The sequence below is a fragment of the Novosphingobium profundi genome, from assembly GCF_018491765.1.
GTDB classification, from domain to species: Bacteria; Pseudomonadota; Alphaproteobacteria; order Sphingomonadales; family Sphingomonadaceae; genus Novosphingobium; species Novosphingobium profundi.
In genome coordinates this window covers 74110-96074 of the sequence record NZ_JABWCU010000017.1, presented here as the reverse complement: position 1 = coordinate 96074, position 21965 = coordinate 74110, and the positions used below count along the sequence as shown (strand labels likewise).

14 protein-coding genes are annotated in these 21965 nt (G+C 65.5%); 6 read left to right on the top strand and 8 right to left on the bottom strand.

Translation table 11 applies throughout. The features are described from left to right. The first annotated feature begins 8 nt into the window (after positions 1-8). The gene (locus tag HT136_RS19300) at positions 9-668 is read left to right on the top strand and encodes a flagellar hook assembly protein FlgD (protein WP_214201464.1); all 660 of its coding nucleotides are present in this window, start codon (positions 9-11) and stop codon (positions 666-668) included. 132 nt (positions 669-800) lie between these two features. Here HT136_RS19300 and HT136_RS19295 read toward each other — a convergent pair whose 3' ends face one another. Next, positions 801-1100, bottom strand: a complete 300-nt coding sequence (locus tag HT136_RS19295; protein ID WP_214201463.1) for a hypothetical protein — start codon at positions 1098-1100, stop codon at positions 801-803. A gap of 344 nt (positions 1101-1444) precedes the next feature. Next, complete coding sequence (locus HT136_RS19290; RefSeq protein WP_214201462.1) at positions 1445-1912, bottom strand: YbaN family protein; 468 nt, start codon at positions 1910-1912, stop codon at positions 1445-1447. A 434-nt stretch (positions 1913-2346) separates the two neighbouring features. Here HT136_RS19290 and HT136_RS19285 point away from each other — a divergent pair, with 434 nt between their 5' ends. From HT136_RS19285 to HT136_RS26635, 3 genes are read left to right on the top strand one after another with little or no spacing between them, the layout of a single operon-like run. Next, complete coding sequence (locus tag HT136_RS19285; protein ID WP_214201461.1) at positions 2347-3804, top strand: Wadjet anti-phage system protein JetA family protein; 1458 nt, start codon at positions 2347-2349, stop codon at positions 3802-3804. Further along, positions 3801-4532, top strand: coding sequence for a DUF4194 domain-containing protein (locus HT136_RS19280; protein ID WP_214201460.1), 732 nt, complete (start codon positions 3801-3803; stop codon positions 4530-4532). The genes HT136_RS19285 and HT136_RS19280 overlap by 4 nt, the downstream gene beginning before the upstream one ends. Then, positions 4529-7939 (top strand): SbcC/MukB-like Walker B domain-containing protein, encoded by a 3411-nt coding sequence (locus HT136_RS26635; protein ID WP_214201459.1) that lies wholly within the window; start codon positions 4529-4531, stop codon positions 7937-7939. Before HT136_RS19280 ends, HT136_RS26635 begins: the two co-directional genes overlap by 4 nt. 130 nt (positions 7940-8069) lie before the next feature. On the opposite strand, the gene HT136_RS19270 is transcribed toward HT136_RS26635, so the two are convergent. The 5 genes from HT136_RS19270 to HT136_RS19250 form a co-directional block, all read right to left on the bottom strand. After that, positions 8070-9485, bottom strand: a complete 1416-nt coding sequence (locus tag HT136_RS19270) for a L,D-transpeptidase family protein (protein ID WP_343222244.1) — start codon at positions 9483-9485, stop codon at positions 8070-8072. Between the two features lie 145 nt (positions 9486-9630). Next, complete coding sequence (locus HT136_RS19265) at positions 9631-10302, bottom strand: murein L,D-transpeptidase catalytic domain family protein (RefSeq protein WP_214201458.1); 672 nt, start codon at positions 10300-10302, stop codon at positions 9631-9633. Positions 10303-10604: 302 nt separating this feature from the next. After that, positions 10605-12011: an alpha,alpha-trehalose-phosphate synthase (UDP-forming) gene (locus HT136_RS19260; RefSeq protein WP_214201457.1), complete on the bottom strand. Its 1407-nt coding sequence runs from the start codon at positions 12009-12011 to the stop codon at positions 10605-10607. Positions 12012-12132: 121 nt separating this feature from the next. Continuing rightward, a complete protein-coding gene (locus tag HT136_RS19255; protein ID WP_214201456.1) occupies positions 12133-14262 on the bottom strand; it encodes a beta-galactosidase in 2130 nt (709 codons plus the stop codon). A 56-nt stretch (positions 14263-14318) separates the two neighbouring features. Further along, positions 14319-15368: a LacI family DNA-binding transcriptional regulator gene (locus HT136_RS19250; RefSeq protein ID WP_214201455.1), complete on the bottom strand. Its 1050-nt coding sequence runs from the start codon at positions 15366-15368 to the stop codon at positions 14319-14321. A 217-nt stretch (positions 15369-15585) separates the two neighbouring features. Between HT136_RS19250 and HT136_RS19245 the strand changes: the two genes are divergently transcribed. After that, positions 15586-17829, top strand: a complete 2244-nt coding sequence (locus HT136_RS19245) for a TonB-dependent receptor (protein ID WP_246543923.1) — start codon at positions 15586-15588, stop codon at positions 17827-17829. A 170-nt stretch (positions 17830-17999) separates the two neighbouring features. After that, complete coding sequence (locus HT136_RS19240) at positions 18000-20216, top strand: glycoside hydrolase family 3 C-terminal domain-containing protein (protein WP_214201454.1); 2217 nt, start codon at positions 18000-18002, stop codon at positions 20214-20216. A 79-nt stretch (positions 20217-20295) separates the two neighbouring features. On the opposite strand, the gene hutU is transcribed toward HT136_RS19240, so the two are convergent. Continuing rightward, positions 20296-21963: a urocanate hydratase gene (hutU, locus tag HT136_RS19235; RefSeq protein ID WP_214201453.1), complete on the bottom strand. Its 1668-nt coding sequence runs from the start codon at positions 21961-21963 to the stop codon at positions 20296-20298. Positions 21964-21965: the final 2 nt, after the last annotated feature.

The window sequence follows — 21965 nt, the reverse complement described above, 5'->3', positions numbered from 1 at the left end:
ACCTTGTCATGACCACGGTTTCAAGCACGACTTCCTCGACCAGCAGCACGACGTCGGCTGCGTCGACCAGCCTCCTGGCGGACTACGACCTGTTCCTGCAGCTGCTCACCACCCAGATGACCAACCAGGACCCCCTCGATCCGATGGATACCTCGGACTACACCCAGCAGCTGGTCCAGTATTCTCAGGTGGAGCAGTCGATCCAGCAGAACGGCACGCTCGAGGATATTCTCACCACGCTTTCGGGCCAGCAGATGTCGCAAGCCTCGAACTACATCGGCCAGGTCGCGCGTTTCAACTCGCCGGTGGCCGGGCTTGCCGACGACCCGGCGCACTGGACCTACTACGTCGATGGCACGGCCGCTTCGCTGACCGCCACGATCACGGACGCCTCGGGCAACACGGTGCGCACGCTCGATCTCGACACAGACAGCGAGGGCTCGCTCGAGTGGGATGGGTTGCAGGACGATGGTACTTACGCCGAAGCCGGGGCCTACACCCTGACGCTCAACGCCCTCGACGTGAACGGTGAGACGCTCGACACGACGATCAACTCGATGGCGACAGTCTCCGATGTGGTGACGGATGGCACCGACATCATGCTGGGCGTTAACGGTATCCGCATGTCTGCATCCGGCCTGATTGCGCTCAGCGCCGCCACCGAATGACAAACACCTAGCTAAATACCCTGATGCAGTCGGGACCAAGAGGGACCGGCCGCACCAGGCGGAAACAGAAAAAGACCGGGCAACCCCTATGCCCGGTCTTTTTCGTTTCTTTATGGCGCTCGCACGTTGTCCTCAGGACGCGTGGAGGGCATTCATCACCGAGGAGGGAATGCCCGCTGCAAGTGAGCGCATCGCCGGCGCGAGATCGTCGAGCGACGCGTCGAGCCGGGAACATCCTGGAAAGGGTTGGGAGAGAGCCAGGATCATCAGGCAATCGTCGATCGACGGGTCCTCGCGGGGCCCGATCAGGTCTTCGAGATCTTCGTCGCTAAGTGTCGGATCTTCCAGGCAGACGCGCGCGGCGGACTGCCAGAGAAGCCTGGGCTGCTCAACCTTGAGCCTTAGCGAAAACTTGAATTCTTCATGCCCCATTGGTTTTTCTACTTGTTCGCTGCGATCCGAAAAAGCAATCCGCTGCTCAGCTTGCGTTAAGCAACGGGTTCTCAGGAATCCGGCAGGAGACTTCTATCTGGTTCCTTGCCGGAAGGCCCGTTGCCTGCATGCTCATGAAGTTAAAACGTTGCAACTAAGGAATAACACGTACTCTTCGCAAATGCGGCATTCTTCTACGTAACAAAGGCATTTTATTGGTTAATTTGAGGTTGCCTGTTGCGGGTTTTGCAATTAATTTCATAATGTGGGATTAACCAGAGCTCGGACTGCGAGCCGGGGCCTTGTCGTTTACCTTAGTCATTTCCCTTCGAGACAGTCGTGGCTTACTCGTCGGTGCTCTCTGGCCGTGTCACGACCCAGGCTGCCGCGCAGAGCAGGCCAAGGCCGATCGGGGCGGATAGAGCCAGGCTGGGGTGGGCGTGAACCACGAAGATGGCGAAGCCCGCGGACATGCCCAGGACGGCCATGCGCTTGCCCGTGCGCGGTACCGCCCGGTTCCGACGCCAGGCCTTGAGGCCGGGGCCGATCCGCGGGTGGCTGAGCAACCAGTTCTCCAACCGGGGGGAGGACCGTGCGAAGCAGGGCAGCGCCAGGATAAGGAAATCGAAGGTGGGCACGAGCGGGAGGAACAGGCCCAGGATGCCAAGGCCCACCAGCGCCAGGCCTGCTCCCAGCCAGAGTGAACGCGCCAGGGGACTCGTCGCGAGCCTGTTCGGCGCCTTGGCGGTGCTGTTCGCGCCGTCTGCTGCCCGGCGCGCGTCCGGCGCGTCGTGTTCAGTCGAACCCGGCATGGGCAGGCACCTCGCAATGGGACAGGTCCCGGGATATGTCAGGGCGAAAGACAGGGGTGCGATCGCGGGCGGCCCGCAGCGGCGTCCTGTTGGCTTGGCATGTGTTCAAGGCGCAGAAATCCTGCATGAGGGATGGCGCAGCCCGCGCGCGCTGTCCGGGGTAGAGGCCACGTCGCGCACTCTTCATTCCATAGTAGCAACTAATAATCAATCGCAATAAGGTCTTGCCCAGCCTAGGCCGAAAGTCCTTGGGGCAGGGCGGGGCAAGCGGATCCTTCGAACGGCCGCGCGATCGCGGCAGGACGTGCGGGTTTCGTGCACGCGGGTGTTCACAATCGCCTATGTGCGGTTGCCGGGGCCGGGCTGGCCCCGTATGGCACGCCCCCTTCACGCCGCTCCGCATTTCCGTGCGCGGAGTCGAACATGGGACTTCGATGCAGACTGCGAGCAATGGAAAACGGGAGCCGGGGCCGCGCGATGCGCTGTTCGGGCATTTGCCTCCCAGTCTCTTTGCCGTGCTCGCTTCGCCCGCGCGGCGCGATTACGCGCGGCTCATTCTGTGGGTCTACCGCGCCTTCTTCGGCGAGCACTACACCAATCCGGTGCGCAAGGATGACCTTGTCGCCTTCATCGCGACGCAGATCGACCGGCTCTCCGACATCGTCGACGACTTCGCCTCGGACGCCGCCAACGCCGACGCCAGCCAGAACCCGCTCAATGTCTATCTGAAGCTGCGGCAGGCTGGCTGGCTGGTGGAGCACACCCGTGGCTACGTCGAGATGGTCGATCTCGACGCTTCGGTCTCGATGCTGCTCGAGACGCTGAGCGCCATCGAGGAGGGCGAGGCGGTCCACTTCGGCGGCACCATCGCCGCGCTCGAGAGCGTGATCGAGCGGTTGGGCGAGAACCCGCTCGACAAGGCTTCCTCGCTTGCCGACGCGGCACTTCGCGCGCGGCGCTTCCAGCAGCACCTCTCGGCGATCATCGGCAACTTGCGCGCGCACGAGCAGCGCATCGTCTCCGACCCGCAGCCGACCACCATCCTTGCGCGCTTCTTCGATTTCGTCGAGGACGTGCTGATCGCCGACTATCGGGTGATCAAGACGACCAACAACCCCTTCCGCCACCGCAACCGGATCATCCAGATGATCTCGGATTACGAGCACGATGCGCGCATCGTCGGCGCCTTCGCGCAAGGCTATGTGGCGCAGGGTTTGGCCAGCAGCCTCGATATGGCGGTCTCGAAAGTGCGCCAGCATCTCGGGCAGGTGAAGCGCATCTTCGATGCTGCCGAGGACCGTCTCGACGATATCGACGCCTTCCGCAGCCGCCTCGAGCAGCGCATCGCGCGTACCGTCAGCTACATGAACGAGGTCGACGGCTCGACGCTCCTTCGCATCACCCACCTGCTGCGCGACACTGCCGCGCTCCCGCTCGAGTGGGATGCCCCGGTCGAGGTGGCGAGCGAGCTGGCCGACCCCGTGCGCGCCTGGGGGCCGGAAAGCCTCGCGACGCCGGCCCTGCGGCGCGTGGTTGCGCCGCCAAGCCCGGTGCGCACCTCGCAGATTGATCCTGCGCTCGTCGCCTACGACCAGACGCAGAAGCTCTACCTCCTGAAGCTGGCGGTCACCCCGCAGAAGATCGCCGACTATATCGAGGCGAACCTGGGCGCGCGCGAGCGGCTCGATGCCGATGCGTTTCGCATCGAAAGCCCCGAGCAGGCGCTCTTGCTGCAGGGCGCGCGCCAGCTCGACATGTACGCGAGCAAGGAGCTTTCGCGCCGCTTCAGGGTCGTCCACGAGCCCGGGCGCGTCGTCGAGACCGACTGGTCCGCCTTCACCGCCTTTCGCATTGAACGTCTTTCATCCGATCCCGCGAGCACTAAGTCATGACCGGCCCCACTCTCTACGACCTCGAAGAGCTGCTCGAGCACCCGCGCAACCAGGACCTGTCCAAGGAGATGATGGTGCGCGCGGCCGACCGGTTGCTCCACCAGCAGTGCCTCTTCCGCGACGATCACAACGCGACCGGGACTTACGACCTGGTGCTGCGCCACAAGGCCTATTTTGCGGGTCTTTTCGACGCGCTCGGGCGTGAACTGGTGATCCGTCCGGAAGAGATGATGATCGAGCTGCGCCCGAACGAGAGCCTCTCGCGCACCATGCTCTCGCTCGACGAGACGATCCTTTTGCTGGCCCTGCGCGCCGCGTTCGAGAACGGCGTGCTGACGATGAGCCAGGAGGAATTCGGCCACGTCGAGACGACCTCGATGGAAGTCATGGAGCGCTATGACCAGTGGGTGGCGCGTCCGCGCCCGGCCTGGCCGCGCGTGCGCAAGATCCTCGACAGTTTCCGCCGCCGCCGTTTCATCGACCTGGGCGACGACATCCCGCTCGACAATGGCGTCAGCATTACCATCCGCCCCGCGATCCGTAGCGTGACCGGAGAAGCCTGGCAGACGCGCATCGAGGACTGGATCGCAGCGACCAAGGCACGCCAGGCCGCCGAGGAAGGCGCCGATCCACTGGCGTCGCCGTCGACCACGCAAGCGGTCCCCGAAGAGGCCGCCCCCGAAGAGACCACCGCCGAAGGCAGCCCCAGCGAGGAGACCGCGTCGTGATCACGCTCAGCCGCATCAACCTCATCAACTGGTATACCTTCGAGCGCCTTTCGTTCGATCTGCGCGGCTCGACTTCGCTGATCGGCCCCAATGGCGCGGGCAAGTCCTCGATCCTCGATGCGATCCAGGTCGTGCTCACCGGCAACAACAAGAACTACTTCCAGCTCAATGCGAGCGCCAACGTCACCGCCGGGCAGACCCGCAAGGTGGGCGAAAACCGCTCGGTCTTCGACTATTGCCTGGGCCGCGTGGCGGGCGAGACGCTGCGCAGCAATTGCCTGAGCTACGTCAGCCTCGTGTTCGAGCGCGAGCACGACGGCATGTGCTGGACGGTCGGCATCGGCATGAGCGCGGTCGAGGGCGAGCAGGGCGAGGACGTGCTGGGCGCTTTCATCGCGCCCGGCCAGTCGTTGCGTGACACCGACTTCATCGAGGAGTCGGACGGGGCCTCCTATGTGCGCCCCTATGGCGAACTCATGGCACGCCTGCGCAAGCAGGAGGGCTTCGAGAACTTCGGTCATCGCCCGACCCATTTCACCCGCCGCGTGCTCAGCGTGCTGGGCGGCAAGGGGCATCACGCGGACCCGGAAAAGTTCCTCAAGACGTTGCGCAATGGCCTGCGCATCCGCGAGATGAAGTCGGCCACCGAATTCGTGCGCGAATTCCTGCTCGATCCCGCCGGGCTCGACGTCGAGGGGCTGCGCAAGTCGGTCTCGACCTGGCGCGGCCTGATCAAGAAGATCGAAGACCTCGAAGTCCAGAAGGACCAAGTCACCGAGGCGATCGGCGCCTATCGCGAGCTGGATGAGAAGCTCGGCGAGGAAACCCGCATGCGCTGGATCGCAAGCAAGGCCGAGCGCGACCGGCTGGAAGAGCACTTGCGCGTGGTCACCGGCCAGCACGAGACGCGCCTTTCCGACCAGGAACTCGCCGACCGCCGCGTCGCGCGTACCCGCGAGGCGATCGCTTCGGTGGGCGAGGAAATCCGCGAAATATCGCGCGCGCTCGAGAACGACACACGCGAGCAGGCGATCCGCGAGTTCCGCGATCTCAACTTGCCCATCGCGCAGCGCGCCTTCGACGAGGCGGACAAGGACTACCAGTCCTATTTCGCCGCGATCGGTGCGGTCGCGGGCCTGTCCGACCGGCTCGTCCAGACACACGCGGGCGATGAATACCGGCTTGCGCGCGAGGCGCTCGAGGCGCTCAACGCGCGCGTGACCGACGGCACGGCGCTTGCCGCGCGCGACATCGACCAGATCGTCGCCCGGCTGCTGCGCCCGCTCGAACGCTACCTTGGCGCCGCGCAGGACGCGCGCGAGGCGCAGCTTGCCGGCATGGCCAGCCTGCGCCAGCAGCTGCGTGAGAACCGCGAGCAGCTCCAGGGCGTCGCGCGCGGCGGGGCGATGATCGAGGGGCCGACCGCGCGGCTGATGGAGTACCTCGCGGCCAACGGCATCGCCGCCAAGCCGGTGTGCGAGCTTGTCGAGGTGACCGACGAGCGCTGGGTCGAGGCGGCCGAGACGCTGCTCGGCGCCGCGCGCGACGCGCTCGTCGTCGACCCCCGTCAGGCGCAGGACGCGATCGCGCTGCTGCGCAAGCAGCGCCGCGATTTTCCCGGCACGCAGATCGTCAACACCACCAAGACCGGCGAGCAGTCGCAGACCCCGACCACCGGCAGCCTTGCCGACGTGATCGAGACCGACGACGTCCACGCGCGCGCCTTCATCAACCGGCGCCTCAACACCGTGCGCCGGGTCGAGACCGAACAGGAACTGCTGCGCCACGATCGTGCGGTGACGCCAGACTGCCTGTTTTCTTCGGGCGGCTCGATCGAGAACCGCCGCCCGGCCAAGGTGCATCGCCTTGGCAAGGAGGCCAACGCCAAGAACTTGCCGATGCTCGAACAGCTGGTGGCCGGGCAGGAGCGTTCGCTCGAACTGGCGCAGGCCAAGGCAGGCAGCCTCAAGGACCTCGTCGCCGACATCCAGCGCTTCCTGGAAGTCGCCGCCGGACGCAATCTCGAGGAGCTCGAACGCGTTCGCCAGGGCAAGGCCGAGGGCATCGCGCAGATCCGCGACAACATCCGCACGCTCGAGGGCGAGCGGCCGGTCGAGATCCGCGAGCGCCTTGTCGCGCTCAAGGCTGACCTTGCCGGTTACGAGGAAGAGCTGGAGGCCGACGAGAAGGCGCAGCGTGTCGCCGGGCACCACGTCGGCAGTGCGGGCGAGAAGCTGGCGGTCGCGCGCGAGGAATTCGCCCGCGCCGAGGCCTCGTTCGCCGAGCGCGATGGTCTTGACGAAGCGGCGCGCGAGGATGCCCTGCGCGACTTCGCCTACCTTGCCGAGGAACACCGCAAGGTGCTGCCCTCGCTGCGCAACGCGGCGCAAGACAACGCCGCAAGGGCGCGCGCGCGTGTCAATCAGCTTCTGGGGCAGGCGCCGCAGAAGGCCTATGCCTATGCGCACGACGCCGGGATCGCGGGCCAGTTCGACAAGGAAGCGACACCCCAGGTGCAGCTCGCCTGGCTGGAAGGCCAGCTTGCCTCGATCGTCACCAATACGCTGGGTGACTACCGCGAGCAGGCCGAGGAAGCGCGCAGCTCGATCGAGACCTCGCTCAAGACCGACATGCTGGTGAAGTTGCACGACCGCATCGAAGGCGCCAAGCGGCAGATCCGCAACCTCAACCGCAGCCTGCAACTGCGCCCGTTCCATGGCGAGCTCTACCGCTTCGAGGTCAAGCCCGATCGCTTCTTCGCCGAGATCGTCGAGATCGCGCGGCTCGTCCAGCTCAACAGTATCGACGTCAGTACGCTGTTCGACGAGGGCCAGGAAAACCTCGAGCCCAGCATCATGAAGGGCGTCGAGCGCATCAAGCGCATGATCGACGAGGGCGAGAACGTCGAACAGATCAGCGACTATCGCAATTACCTGACCTTCGAACTGCAGACCACGACGCTCGACGGCGAGCGGGTGACCTCGGACTACGCCAAGCGCCAGGGCAGCGGGTCGGGCGGCGAGAAGCAGGTGCCCTTCTACATTGCCATGGCCTGCGCGATGGCCAACGTGTGCCACGGTTCGGAAGACAATCGCGAGCGCATGGGGTTGGGCATCATCTTGTTCGACGAAGCCTTCAACGCGCTCGACGGGGGCAACGTCAACAGCTGCCTGGCGCTGCTGCGCGAGTTCAATCTGCAGGTCTTCGCCTGCGCCCCGATCGAGAAGCTGGGCGTGTTCATGGAGCAGATGGACACCGTGCTTTCGGTGCGCCGTGTGGGCACGACGACGATGCTTTACGCCGACTATCTCAAGGACGAGGGACGAAAGAAGTTCCGCGAGGCGAACCCCGCCAACGAACCCTTCGACTTGTTCAAGCAGCGCTTCGAGCAGGAGGGGGCGGCCTAGAGCGGTTTACGATCAGATTGCATCCGATCGACCGCTCTAGCTTGTTGTTCTAGCGCATTTTCTGAACCGTCAGGTGATTCCACCTGACTGGAAAATGCTCTAGCGGCTCCCTTCTGCTTTTCGCCCGTCCTCAGGGGCCGATGTCGTCGGACTTGGACTTGAGCACGTGCCCCGGGCGCTTGGCGAAACCGAGCTTGACTGCGACGCGTTCGTCCCAGTCGTAGGGATCGGCGCGGATCACCGGATTTCCCGCGTCATCGAAGAGCACGGTCTGGTAGAGCAGGCGCACGGGAATCTGCTTGGGCAGCTTGACGAAGCTCTCCTTGCCCGTGGCGCGGGCCTTGTGCCATTCGGCCTCGACACCTTCGTTCTGCGCGATCAGCTGCGCGAAGCCCAGTGCATCGTCGACGCGCACGCAGCCGTGGCTGCGCTGGCGCTGGACTTCGTCGAACAGCGCCTTGGCCGGGGTGTCGTGCAGATAGATCGCGTGGGTGTTCTGCATGTCGAACTTGACCAGGCCGAGCGAATTCTTCGGGCCCGACTGCTGGACGATCCAGCCATCCTTCCAGGCCATGTTGTGCGCCTGGAGATAGCCCGAACCCTTGCCGGCGAATTCCTTTTCCTGGATCGAGCGGGGTACGGTCCAGGTCGGGTTGGCGACGAGACGGAAGATCGGGGAGCCGAGCTGCGGCGTCTCGCGACCCGGTTCGCCGACCACCACCTTGCGGGTGTCGACCTGCTTGCCATCGCGCCAGTAGGCGAGGCGGCCCGCAGCGGTGTTGACGTCGATGCGGGTGGCGGGGGGATTGCGTTCGAGCCAGCGCAGACGCTCCATGGCCACCGCGAGGGCGCGCAGCCGGTCGGCAACGGAAAGGTTGAGGATTTCCAGCGCGTCCTTGCCGATCACCCCATCGGGCTTGATGCCGTAGTCGGTCTGCATGCGCTTGACCGCTGCGGCCATCGCGGGTGTGTAGCGATTGCCGGAAGCCGGCTCGCCCGCAAGATAATCGGAGGCGATCAGTTGGCGCGCGATGGCGGGAACGCGTGCGTCGTCGTCGCCCGGTCGGATCGCCTCGTCGGTCACCGGGATGCCGGGGGAGGGTGCGGCCTTCTGCTTTTCAAGCTCGAGATAGGCCTTGGAAAGGAGCTGGTAGGGGCCCTCCTGCGGGGCGAGGCTGGCCAGCCAGTCGTCCAGTTTGTCCTCTGCGAGCGCCTTGGCGAGCCCGGCCCTGAGGTCGGCCTGGGGGCGCGGGATCGTGTAGACCTCGAAGAGCTTGGTGGGGTCGCTGGCGCCCTGGGCGAGCGCGGCGGCAAAGCGTAGCGCTTCTTGCGTCAGCTGGGCTGATCCTTCGGTGGTATCGGGATCGCCCGCAGCCTTGAAGGCGATGTGGTCGAGGCCGTGTGCGGCACGTTGGGCGATGGCTTCGTTCAACGCGCGCGCGGAGGAGGAATTCCAATGGGGCTCGCGGGCGACGGCCTGGTTCTGGCCGTCCGAGCCGCAGGCGGCCAGGGCGCAGGCCAGGCTGGCCGTCGAGGCAAGTTTCACCGCATTTCGCATGGCATGTCGCACGAAGGTCTCTCCCGAATGAACGGGATGGAAACGAGCGAAACCCCCGAAATGTTTCGAGACAATCGTTGATTGCCCGGTGTCGGTCACCGGCATCGATGGTCGGCGCACACCGGCACGAGGGTCAGGCCCTGTCGGCGTAGATCATCCGTCCTTCGCCGAGGAAGGCGAAGGCTTCGGACAGGCAGTTTTCGCCCACCGCAAAGCAGCCCTGGCTGCGCCCGAGCATGCCATGCGAGCGCAGCATGTCCTCGTTCGCGTACCAGGCGCTGTGCAGTACGATCGCGCGTTCGAGGGCGTTGTCGTTGGTCGGGTCGAGCCCGAGCAGGCGTTGCGAGCGGCCATGCTTGCCGACATAGTAGTCCGCCGTGACATAAGCCCCCCGGCTCGAGGCGTTCGATCCCGAAACGTTGGAAAAGCGTTCGAGGAAGCCGGTGTGCGCCGGGTCCGAGCCTGATCCGTGGGCGACGAGCATCTGCTTGGCCGTCCCGGCTTCGAGGTCGAGCAGGTGCAAGCGCTGCTTCGAAGAGGAGACGGTGAAGTCGATCAGCGCGATCCGGTCGCGATGCGCGATCTTGCGACCATGCCTATCGAGCGCGGATCGTGCCTTGTCGAGCAGATGCGGATTGACGGCGAATTGCGGGAATTCGGGCTTCGGCGTGGCAGGAACGGCCTTTGCGGCCGGACGCGGGGTAGGAGCACGCGAGGCAGGCGGTGCCTGCGGACCCACGGGATCGAGCAACGAGGAGCGCCGGGTGAGGACACCCAAGGCTCCCACGGCTCCTGTAATCAGCATTGCACGACGATCGATTTTCGAAGACCACTCCACCATGCCCACAATTATGGCGTGAGATCAGCTTCATTTGAAGGTCTAAATTGTAAAAAAATTCAAAGTTGGTTCAAAAATGAACATATCTCGATGACTTGCGCTTATTCTTGAAAAGTTTGTTCAAAAGTGGACATTGGAATATTGTTTCAATGAGGCGCGCTGGTGTTCAAAACATATTTTACGTGCGCGCTCACTTTATTCCAAGATGTCTTGCGAAGGGCTTGATGTGCCTTCGCGCCATCGTGCACGCGGCATGCGCCCGGCGAGGATCACGACGCGGGGAGTGGCGTTTCGCCCTCGGGTCTAAGCTCGAAAGTCGTGACGCTCGACTTGAGGACCTTGAGGAAGCTCTCCGCCCAAAGCATGGCCGCGGTTCGCTTCACGGCCTCGAGGGAGCTTTCGTGGCGGCGGCGGCGTTCCTCGAGCGGCATGCGGAATGCCGCGTCGATCGCGCCCGCCATTTCTTCGATGTCGTAGGGATTGACGAGGAGTGCCTGCGTCATGTCCTCGGCGGCTCCTGCGAAGCGTGAGAGAATGAGCACACCGGGGTCATCCGGGTCCTGCGCCGCGACATATTCCTTGGCGACCAGGTTCATCCCGTCGGCCAGCGAGGTCACGAGGCAGGCGCGCGCCTTGCGGAACAGCCGCGCGAGTTTGGGGCGCTCGACCGAACGGTTGATGAAGCGGATCGGGGTCCAGTCAAGCTCGGCAAACTGGCCGTTGATCTTGCCGGTGAGGCCTTGGAGTTCTTCGGTTATATCGTCGTAGGCTTCCACGCCCTGGCGCGTGGGCGGGGCGATCTGGACGAGGCAGGGGCGAACGTCGGAGCGCGTGTTGTCCCGGCGGGTCTCGAGGTAGCGGCCGAAGGCCCGAAAGCGGTTGGGCAGACCCTTGCTGTAGTCGAGCCGGTCGACCCCGATCGCGAAAAGATCGGGACTCGCACCACCGAACGGGTCGGGCACCTCGCGCTCGGCCTCCTCGCGAAAGGTGGCGGGGTCGATGCCGATCGGGAACGAGCGCACTTGCGCGACGTGTTCGCCGAACTTGATCGAGCCGTCGGTCATGAATTCGGCGCGCGGATCGTCGCGGAACATTTCGAGGCAGCGCGCGACGTCGCCGCGCGTCTGCAGGCCCACGAGGTTGTAGTGCGCGAGGTCCTCGGCGAAGTGCTCGGGCTGCGGCATGATCGAGAGATCGGCGAGCACCGGGAAGGGGATGTGGAGAAAGAAGCCGATGCGATTGGCCAGCCCCAGCCGGCGCAGTTCGCGCGCAAGCGGGATGAAGTGGTAGTCCTGCACCCAGATCAGGTCGCTGGGGGTGACCTCGCGTGCGATCATCGCCGCGAGCCGCCGGTTCACCGCCTCGTAGCCCTCGCGGTACCCCGGGGCGAGCCGCACGAGGTCGGGGCGGCGATGGCACAATGGCCAGAGCACCGAATTGGCGAAGCCGAGGTAGTAGTTTTCCATGTCCGCGTCGGTGAGGCGGAAGGCGAGCCGGCGGTAGGGGGTCTCGCCGATCGCTTCGAACTGGCCCTGGTCGTCGCCGGGTTCGGGGTGCGAACCGATCCAGCAGCCTCCCGAGGCGGCCAGCGCGTCGTGGAGCGAGACCACGAGCCCGCCGGAAGGGGTATCTCCCATCGGCAGGCGGTTCGATACGACGACTAGACGCTCACGCATTGCTTTTTGCCTGCCTGCTTCCTGGGTGACGGCGATATGAGACAAATGCACAAGACAGGGCTGGCGTTCCGGGGGCTGCGCACCTGCAGCGAATATTGCCGCAAGTGCGTAGCCGGGGGGATCAATTCTCCTCGAGAATGGCCACTCCCCACGGTTCGAGACGGAGCGATCCACTGGCCGCGAGCGCCTTTCCGGTCAGGAGGTCGCGGGATGCCGGCAACTGCGGCTCGGCGACCCGGGGCTGCGCCGAATAGTTCAGCAGGTAGTGAACGCGCTTGCCGCTTGCCGGAACGCCCGAGCGCTCGATGAGCGGCCAGTGCAGGGGACTGGCCGCGAGACCCGCGTGCGTGGCGGCTTGGGCGAGGATCTTTTCGGCGAGTTCGGGCGAAGGAAGGAACCCAAGGTAGGTCACGTCGCCGCGCCCGTATGCGTTCCGGGTCAGCGCCGGGGTACCGGTCCAGGCGGGACCGGTGTAGCGTGCGAGCACCGAAGCGGTCGTGGGCTGGAGCAGTTCCATCCAGCCGGTGACCTTGTTCGCCTCCCCCAGCGCGTAGGGATCGCCCTCGAGCGCGGTATCGGTGGGGATCGTGAACTGGCTGTAGGTGACGCCCGCCGCCGCCGCGATCCCGCCCGGCTGGCTTTCGGCGCGCACGCGGGTGTCCTCGTTCGAGAAGCCGCTCTTGAAGGTGTAGAGCAGGTGCCCGCCAGCCTTGGCATAGGCGTTCAGTCGGGCCAATTGCGCATCGCTCGCCGCGTAGAGCGCGGGCACCACGATCAGCTTGTAGCGCGAGAGGTCGGTGTCGAGGTCGGGCGAGATCAGGTCGGCCTCGATGTTCTGGCGGTAGAGCGCGTCGTAGAGGGTGCGCACGACGTCGTTGTAACGCGGTTTGCCGCCCGAGACGAAGGCGAAGGAATCCATCGCGGTGAGCGCCTCGTTGCTGACGTAGATGGCGACCTCGTTGGTCTTCTTGAGGTTGACGAGGCGCGGCCCAAGGCGCTGGAGATCATGCCCGACCGTGGCGGCTTCGGCGAGCACGGGGTTGGGAGCGTAGTCCTGCGAGAGCAGGCCCTTCCAGTACGTCTCGAACCCCGCGCTGGTGCTCGCCCAGTGCCAGTAGGCGAGCATGTTCGCGCCGCTGGCGAGGTGGCTGTAGGCTTGCAGGCGCAACTGCCCGGGCCAGGGCGTCCAGTTCGGGAAGCCCTGCGCCTGCGTTTCCATGACGAGGTAGTTCCGCCCGCCCTTGATCGAACGGGCGAGGTCGCCGCCAAAGGCGATCTCGGCTCCGGTCAACTGGGCCTGGCTCGGGTGGTAGATGTCGATGCCCGCGACGTCGAGGCTGCGCGCGGCCCGCCAGTGGTCGACCTCGGGCTGGACGCCATAGGAATAGCCTTGCCAGTCGAGATCGAAATTCTGCGTAAGCCATTGGTCGGGGCGGGCGTGGGCGCGCACGAGGGCGGCCTGCCAGGCGAGGTAATCGGTGACGAGCCCGCGCTGGAAGCGGGCAAAGGCGTTGCCAAGGCTCGCGTTGATCGTGCCGGTGACGTCGGGAAAGTCGTCCCAGCGGTTGATGCGATTGCTCCAGTAGTCGAGGCCGAAGGCGCGGTTCATCGCCTCGGTCGTCCCGAAGCGCTGGCGCATCCGGGCCTGGAAGGCGGCCTGCACGTCCGGCCCGGCGACGCCGTAGGCCTTGGTCTCGTTGTCCAGCTGGTAGCCGATCACCGCCGGATCGTCGCGCACGTGGTCGATCAGCGCCACGATCACGCGCTGCGCGGCCTCGCGAAAGGCGGGGTTGGTAATGTTCATGTTCTGGCGCGGGCCGTACTTGGCCTGGCCGTCCTTGCGGGTGACGAGCACGTCGGGGTGGGCCTTGGCGAGCCAGGTCGGGATCGCGTACGTCGGGGTGCCGATAATCACCTTGATGCCGTTGCGGTTCATCGCGGCGAGCGTGCGATCGATGCTGGTGAAGTCGAACCGGCCCGGTTCGGGTTCGAGCGTGCTCCAGGTGCTCTCGGCGATCCGGACCACGGTGATCCCTGCCTCCTTCATCATCCGTGCGTCCTCCTCGGCGCGCGGGGATGGCGTGTACTCGTCGTAGTAGGCGGCACCGAAGAGGATCGTGTCGGGCAGGACGGGGTGATCCGGCGTCGGCTGGGCATTCGCCGCGCCGGAGACCATGAGTCCTGCGGTCAGCAGGCCCAGCACGCCGGAGACACAGGAGGCGGATTTCAGGAAGGGGGAGGGCTTTGCCATGTGCGGAGCCTTTGCGCGGGTCGTGGTGGGTTCGGGCAAGCCCGGGGCGGACAGCTTCAGGCGATCGTTCGGACCGTTCCGCGTTCGATGAAGCGATGCTCGAAATGGCGGTTCGCGAACGTTCCGTGGTGGCCGCCAAGCGCGCGCGAGATCAGCATCTGCGCGGCGGCATGGCCCATTTCCTCGAGCGGTTGGCGCACGGTGGTGAGACTGGGCCAGACCGATTTGGCCACCCAACTGTCGTCAAAGCCGATTACCGAGACGTCGTGTGGCACTTTCAACCCCAGGCGCATCGCGGCCGTCATGACGCCTGCGGCGCCGTCGTCGTTGGAGGCGAAGACGGCGGTGGCGGGACGCCGCGCCGAGAGCAGTTCCTCGCCCGCACGCAGGCCGCCTTCGAACGTGTAGTCGCCGTCGGCCTCGATGATGCTGACATCGGGTGAATGGCTGCGCAGGCGTTCGACGAAGGCATCGCGGCGGATCCGCGAACTGGGGTGCGACCACAGTCCGCGAACGAGTCCGAAGCGGCGGTGGCCGCGTTCCCAGAAATAGTCCGCCACTTGCCGTACCGCGTCGCGGTCGTCGACGGTGACACGGGCGGAGCGCTCCGTGTCCTGTCCGGGCGCGATCCGAACATAAGGCAGGCCCTTGCGCTCCAGACTGTCGAGCAGTTCGGGCACATCGGAAGTCGGGGGCGTCAGGATCATGCCGTCGAGCCGGCTGGAGTGCAGGATCTGCTCGATCCGTTCGGCCTGGTGACCGGGCCCTTCCGCGGCATAGATGTTGTCGAACTGGAGCGTGTAGCGATGCTGGCGGCACGCCTCGTAGGCGCCCGCCACCAGGCGCATAGTGTAGTGTGGGCTGGGGTTGTCGAGCAGGACGCCGAGCATGAAATGGCGCTGGCCGGCGAGCGAGCGGGCCGCGGTATCGGGGACATAGCGCAGTTCGTGGATCGCCGCCTGGACCTTGTCCAGAAGCTTTTGCGAGACATGCGGTTCGGCGTTGATCACGCGGGACACGGATTTGAGCGAGACGCCAGCCGCCCGCGCCACGTCCTGCATCGTGGCACGCGGTTGCGTGGTCTGGCCGTTCTCCCGATCGCTCATGCTCTACCGTCTTGAAGTGACCAGATTATCTGGTCTTTTTCGTATCGTGGCCGTGGAGCCGGTGCTTTTCTAGGTGTAGTTTGCGGTGCAACGCAAGAACTCAAGCATAGTACTAAGGTACTAGATTGACAACGCTGTCTTGACAGCGCTGTCAATCCCGACCATTTCTGGGCTCAACCGCTTCGCCAAAGAAGCGGAGATAACAGGAGAGGGTCCGATGAGGGCATGTTTGCTGGCTGGCGTTGCCTGCCTCACGATTTGCATGGCGCAATCCGTCCAGGCGCAGGAAGCCGGGGCCGAACCCCAGGCGCAGGACGTCGCGAACGGCGACATCATCGTCACGGCCAACCGCGTGGCCACCGTCCTTTCGAAGACCCCGGTGACGATGTCGGCGATCAGCGCCGACACGCTGCGTGACGTCGGCATCACCGACGCGCGCTCGCTCGGCCAGATGGTCCCCAACGTCGCGCTCAACGAGAACGGCGATGCCATGCGCATCTCGATCCGTGGCGTGACGAGCACCGACACCACCGAGAAGGGCGATCCCTCGGCCGCATTCCTCAAGGACGGGGTTTACATCGCGCGTCCTGCCGACATGTTGGGCAGCTTCTACGATCTCGAGCGCGTCGAAGTCCTGCGCGGGCCGCAGGGCACGCTCTACGGGCGCAATACGACCGCGGGCGTCATCAACGTCCTTTCCGCCCGGCCCAAGGACGACTTCGAGGCGAAGTTCGATGGTGGTTACGGCAATTTCAACACGGTCGACGCGACCGGGGTGATCAACACTCCGTTGACCGAGAGCCTCGCCCTGCGCGCGGCGGTGAACTACCACCAGCAGGACCCCTACTACAAGATCGACGGCGATCCGGCCTACGACAACGATCCTTATGCCAGAACTTTGTCGGGGCGTCTTTCGCTGGGCGGTACGATCGGCTCGAAGCTCGATTTCGTCATCGTCGCGGACTATTCGCGGACCAAGGGGTCGGGGGTGAACGGCAACGGGGTCACGCTCGATCGCTTCTTCCCCGACGCGCTCGTGCCGACCGTCGACCCGCAGTACGTGCGTCTTTCCGCCGACGAGCAGCGCACTCTGACCGTGGCGCCCGAATACCGCAATGCGCGCGACAACAAGACCTACGGGGTCATGGGCGAGTTCACTTATGACTTCGGCCCCTTGCAGCTGACCTATCTCGGTTCCTACCGCGAGTCCAAGCGCCAGGACGTGCGCAACCTGCTGCTCTTTGGCGTGCTCAACAATCCGGCGCAGTTCTCCGGGCACTTCGCGCAGTCCTCGCACGAGCTGCGCATGGCCTTCGGCACCGGAAATCCGCTCCATGGGCAGGCGGGCCTCTACTACTTCCGCGAGACCAGTGGTCTCGAGTTCGGCCTGGGTAGCCCGCTGTCGAGCATGGTCGTTCCCGGGGCGACCAATTTCGCCTTTCCGCAGGACCCGACCAAGTCGGTTTCGAAGGCGGCCTTCGGCCAGTTGACTTACGACATCACGCCCGACCTGCACCTTACCGGAGGGCTGCGCTACACGCAGGATGCCAAGTCACGCAACGGGGCGACCGTGGTCGATTTCGCCGATACCGACACCAGCATCTGTGGTGAGCTGCGCTGCGTGCTCAACGAAAACATCGCCTCGCGCACGTTCAAGAAGACCACCTGGAAGATCGGCGTCGACTACGATGCGCCGGGTCTCGGGCTTATCTACGGTTCGGTGTCGACCGGCTACAAGGCGGGTGGCTTCAACGACGGCTGCGTGACCGGCTCGGGTGTCGGCTGCGCGCTGACCGAGGACGCGCTTTACTTCAATCCGGAAATGCTGACGGCCTACGAGGCGGGCTTCAAGTTCCGTTTCGGTTCGGCTTTCCGCCTGACTGGTGCCGTCTTCCACTACGATTACAGTGACATGCAGGTCAGCCAGGTGGTCACCGTGCCCGTTCCCGCAACGCTGATCCGCAATGCGGCCAGTTCCAAGGTCGACGGTGTGGAACTGGAATCGACGATCCAGCCCGGCATGGACGACCGGGTCGACCTGACCTTCGCCTACACCAACGCGCGCTATGCCGACTTCACGCCGGATGCGACCAACTATCCCGACTTCAGCTGGTCGGGCAAGGCACTCGATCACTCGCCCAAGTACACCGCGACCGTGGCTTATACCCACACGTTCCCGCTGGCGAGCGGCGCCCAGATCGACGTGGGCGGACGCATGCAGTTCAGTTCGGAGTACTTCATGGCCGACCTCAACAATCTCTCGCAGTTTCGCCAGCCCTCGTTCCACAAGAGCGACCTGACGGCGACCTACAAGGCACCCGAGGATCGCTATTACATCCAGGCCTACGTGAAGAACCTCGAAAACGAGATCACGTTGGCCGGGGCATCCTCGGGCCTGGCCGCGACGGCCTGGATCGAGGCGCCCCGTACTTACGGCCTGCGAGCCGGCATGACGTTCTAAGAGCCTCGGGTCGCACCATAGCTCTCCCCCTCGTCCCGCTCTCTCCACCATCCGACGAGGGGCGCCGGGCGCGGTTCCTCCCCGCGCCCGGCATGTTTGTTCCCCGGTCATGCCGGTCCCCGCACGTTGGCACCCTTGCGCCACGCGCTGAAATTCCAAGGAACTTCCCGATGACGCGAAGCGATCTCATTTTCGGAGCGGCCGGTCTGGCCCTGGCCGCGGTGCTAGCCCCGGCCCATGTCGCGGCGCAATCCGCGACGTCCTCCCCCGCCAGCCCCGAAGCGCGCGCGCAAGCGACGCTCGAGCGCATGCAACCCGAGGAAAAGACAGTGCTCACGCACGGGCCGCTGGCCATGCCACTGATGGGGCCACTGGAACTGCCGGCGGACGCGGTGGTCGGTGCGGGCTACATCGCGGGGATCGCGCGGCTCGGCGTCCCGTCCTTGCGCGAGACCGATGCCAGCCTGGGGGTTTCCTGGGTGATGGGTGCGCGCGGCGACGGCGCCACGGCCTTGCCCTCGGGCCTTGCGATGGCGTCTTCGTGGAATCCGGGCCTGCTGGGCGAGGGCGGAGCGATGATCGGCTCGGAAGCGCGCGCCAAGGGCTTCAACGTGCTGCTGGCGGGCGGCACCAATCTCATGCGCGATCCGCGCAATGGGCGCACCTTCGAGTATTTCTCGGAAGACCCGCTGCTTTCGGGCGTGCTCGTGGGCAATGCCATCGCGGGCATTCAGTCCAACCACATCATCTCGACGATCAAGCATTTCGCGCTCAATGGCCAGGAGACCGGGCGCAAGTTCGCCGACGTCCGCATCTCCGATGCCGCCGCGCGCGAGAGCGACCTGCTGGCCTTCCAGATCGGCCTCGAGATCGGCAATCCGGGCGCGGTCATGTGCGCCTACAACCGTGTGCTCGGCCACCAGGCCTGTTCGAGCGATTACCTGCTCAACACCGTGCTCAAGCGCGACTGGGGCTACAAGGGCTTCGTCATGTCGGACTGGGGCGCGGTGCCGGGGCTCGACGCGGCGCTGAACGGCCTCGACCAGCAATCGGGCGAGCAGCTCGACCCGGCGGTCTTTTTCGCCGACAAGCTGGCGGCGGCGGCCAAGGCCGATCCGCGCTATGCCCGGCGGCTCGACGACATGAACCGGCGCATCCTCTGGGCGATCTACGCCAATGGCCTCGATGCGCATTCCGCGACGCCGGGACAGCCGATCGATTTTGCCGCGAATGGGGCTGTCGCGCTCGAGACCGCGAAGCAGGGCATCGTGCTCTTGCGCAATGAAGGCGATGTCTTGCCGCTGGCGCGCTCGGCCAAAAGTATCGCCGTGATCGGCGGGTACGCGGACACAGGTGTTCTCTCGGGCGCGGGTTCCAGCCAGGTGCAGGGCGAAGGCGGCCCGGCGGCATCGATCCCGATGGGTGGGGAGGGGCCCTTCGCCGCCTTCATCACCCAGCAGTTCCAGCGGTCGGTTCCGCTGAAGGCGATCCGGGAAATGGCTCCCGAGGCACGGGTGCGCTACGCCAATGGACGCTACATTTCGGATGCGGTGAACCTCGCGCGCGAGGCCGAAATCGTGATCGTCTTCGCCACCAAGTGGGCGACGGAAGGGGCCGACCAACCCGACCTGACCCTGCCCGAGGGGCAGGACGCGCTGATCGCTGCGGTCAGCGCGGCCAACCCGCGCACGATCGTCGTCCTTGAGACGGGCAATCCCGTGATCATGCCATGGCTGGACAAGACCGCCGCCGTGCTCGAGGCCTGGTATCCGGGCGCGCGCGGGGCCGATGCGATCGCCTCGGTCCTGTTCGGCGAGACCAACCCTTCGGGACACCTTCCGATCACGTTCCCGGCGAGCGAGGCCGATCTGCCCCGTCCCAAGGTCGACGGCTTTGCCACGCTCGACCCCAACTTCGCGGGCGATCCACCGACGCCCGATACACGGCTGAGCGTCAATTACGACATCGAGGGTTCGGACCTGGGCTATCGCTGGAACGCGCGCGAGGGAAAGAAGGCGTTGTTCCCGTTCGGCTACGGGTTGAGCTATAGCCGCTTCGCCGCGGGCGGGCTTGCCAGCGATGGCGCAACCGCGCGATTTCATGTCACGAACACCGGCGCGCGCGCCGGGGCCGACGTGGCGCAGGTCTATCTGGTAAGTCGCAATGGCAAGGCGCGCCAGCGGCTGGTCGGTTTCGCCCGGGTGGAGTTGGCCCCGGGGGAAAGCCGCGAGGTCTCCGTCACGATCGATCCGCGGCTTCTGGCCGACTGGAACGGCAAGGGCTGGACGATCGCGCGCGGAACCTATGCCTTCGCGCTGGGCGAGGATGCCGAGCATCTGGGCGAGCCGGTCACGGTCGCGCTCTCAGCGCGCAGTTGGAAGGACTGATCGCCCGGTGTGCTAGCCAACGCGCGCGGGGAAACGCCTTAGGCTCCAACCCCGCGCCATGCAGGCCGCAGGGCCCCGCTCACCCGGTTATGCCGGGCAGGTCGAGGCCTTTCTCGCGCGCGCAGTCGAGTGCGATCGCGTAGCCCGCATCGGCGTGGCGCATGACGCCGGTCGCCGGGTCGTTCCAGAGCACTCGCTCAAGACGCTTGGCGGCGGCCTCGGTGCCGTCGGCGACGATCACCATGCCCGCGTGCTGCGAGAAGCCCATGCCCACACCTCCGCCGTGGTGGAGCGAGACCCAGGTCGCGCCGCTCGCCGTGTTGAGCAGGGCATTGAGGAGCGGCCAGTCGGAGACGGCGTCCGAACCGTCCTTCATGGCCTCTGTCTCGCGGTTGGGCGAGGCGACCGAGCCCGAATCGAGGTGGTCGCGCCCGATCACGACCGGGGCCTTGAGTTCACCTTTCGCGACCATCTCGTTGAAGGCGAGGCCGAGCCGGTGGCGGTCGCCCAGGCCCACCCAGCAAATGCGCGCGGGCAGGCCCTGGAACTGGATCTTCTCGCGCGCCATGTCGAGCCAGGTGTGCAGGTGCGTGTCGTCGGGCAGCAGCTCCTTCACCTTGGCATCGGTCTTGTAGATGTCCTCGGGATCGCCCGAAAGCGCGGCCCAGCGGAAGGGCCCGACGCCCCGGCAGAACAGCGGGCGGATATAGGCGGGCACGAAGCCGGGGAAGGCAAAGGCGTCCGCGACCCCTTCCTCGAAGGCCATCTGGCGGACGTTGTTGCCGTAGTCGGTGGTGGGCACGCCGTCGGCCTGGAAGGCGAGCATGGCCTTGACGTGGGTCGCCATCGAGGCGCGCGCCGCCCGGGCAACGGCGGCGGGATCGCTCTCGCGCTTTTCCATCCATTCGGCCACGCTCCATCCGGCGGGGAGGTAGCCGTTGAACGGATCGTGCGCCGAAGTCTGGTCGGTCAGGAGGTCAGGGCGGATGCCGCGCGCGTAGAGTTCGGGCAGGATCTCGGCGGCGTTGCCGAGCAGGCCGACCGAGACCGGCTTCTTCGCGGCATTGGCCTCCTCGATGATCGCCATGGCCTCCTCGATGGTGGTCGCCGAACGGTCGAGGTAGCCGGTGCGCAGGCGAAACTCGATGCGGCTTGGCTGGCATTCGATGGCCAGGCACGAGGCGCCTGCCATGACGGCCGCGAGCGGCTGCGCGCCGCCCATGCCGCCAAGCCCCGCCGTCAGCAGCCACTTGCCCGCAAGATCGCCGCCGTGGTGCTGGCGGCCCATCTCGACGAAAGTCTCGTAAGTGCCCTGAACGATCCCTTGCGCGCCGATGTAGATCCACGAGCCCGCGGTCATCTGGCCGTACATGGCAAGACCCTTCTTATCGAGCTCGTTGAAATGCTCCCAGTTGGCCCAGTTGGGCACGAGGTTCGAATTGGCGATGAGCACGCGCGGCGCATCGGCGTGGGTGCGGAACACGCCGACCGGCTTGCCCGACTGGACCAGCAGGGTCTCGTCCTCGTTCAGGCGCTTGAGGGTCTCGACGATTTTATCGTAGCTTTCCCAGTCGCGCGCGGCGCGCCCGATGCCGCCATAGACGACCAGCTCTTCGGGGCGCTCGGCGACGTCGGGGTGGAGGTTGTTCATCAGCATGCGCATCGGCGCTTCGGTGAGCCAGGATTTCGCGGTGAGCGTCGTGCCGGTCGCGGGCTTGATCACGCGGGCGTTGTCGAGACGGGTCATGG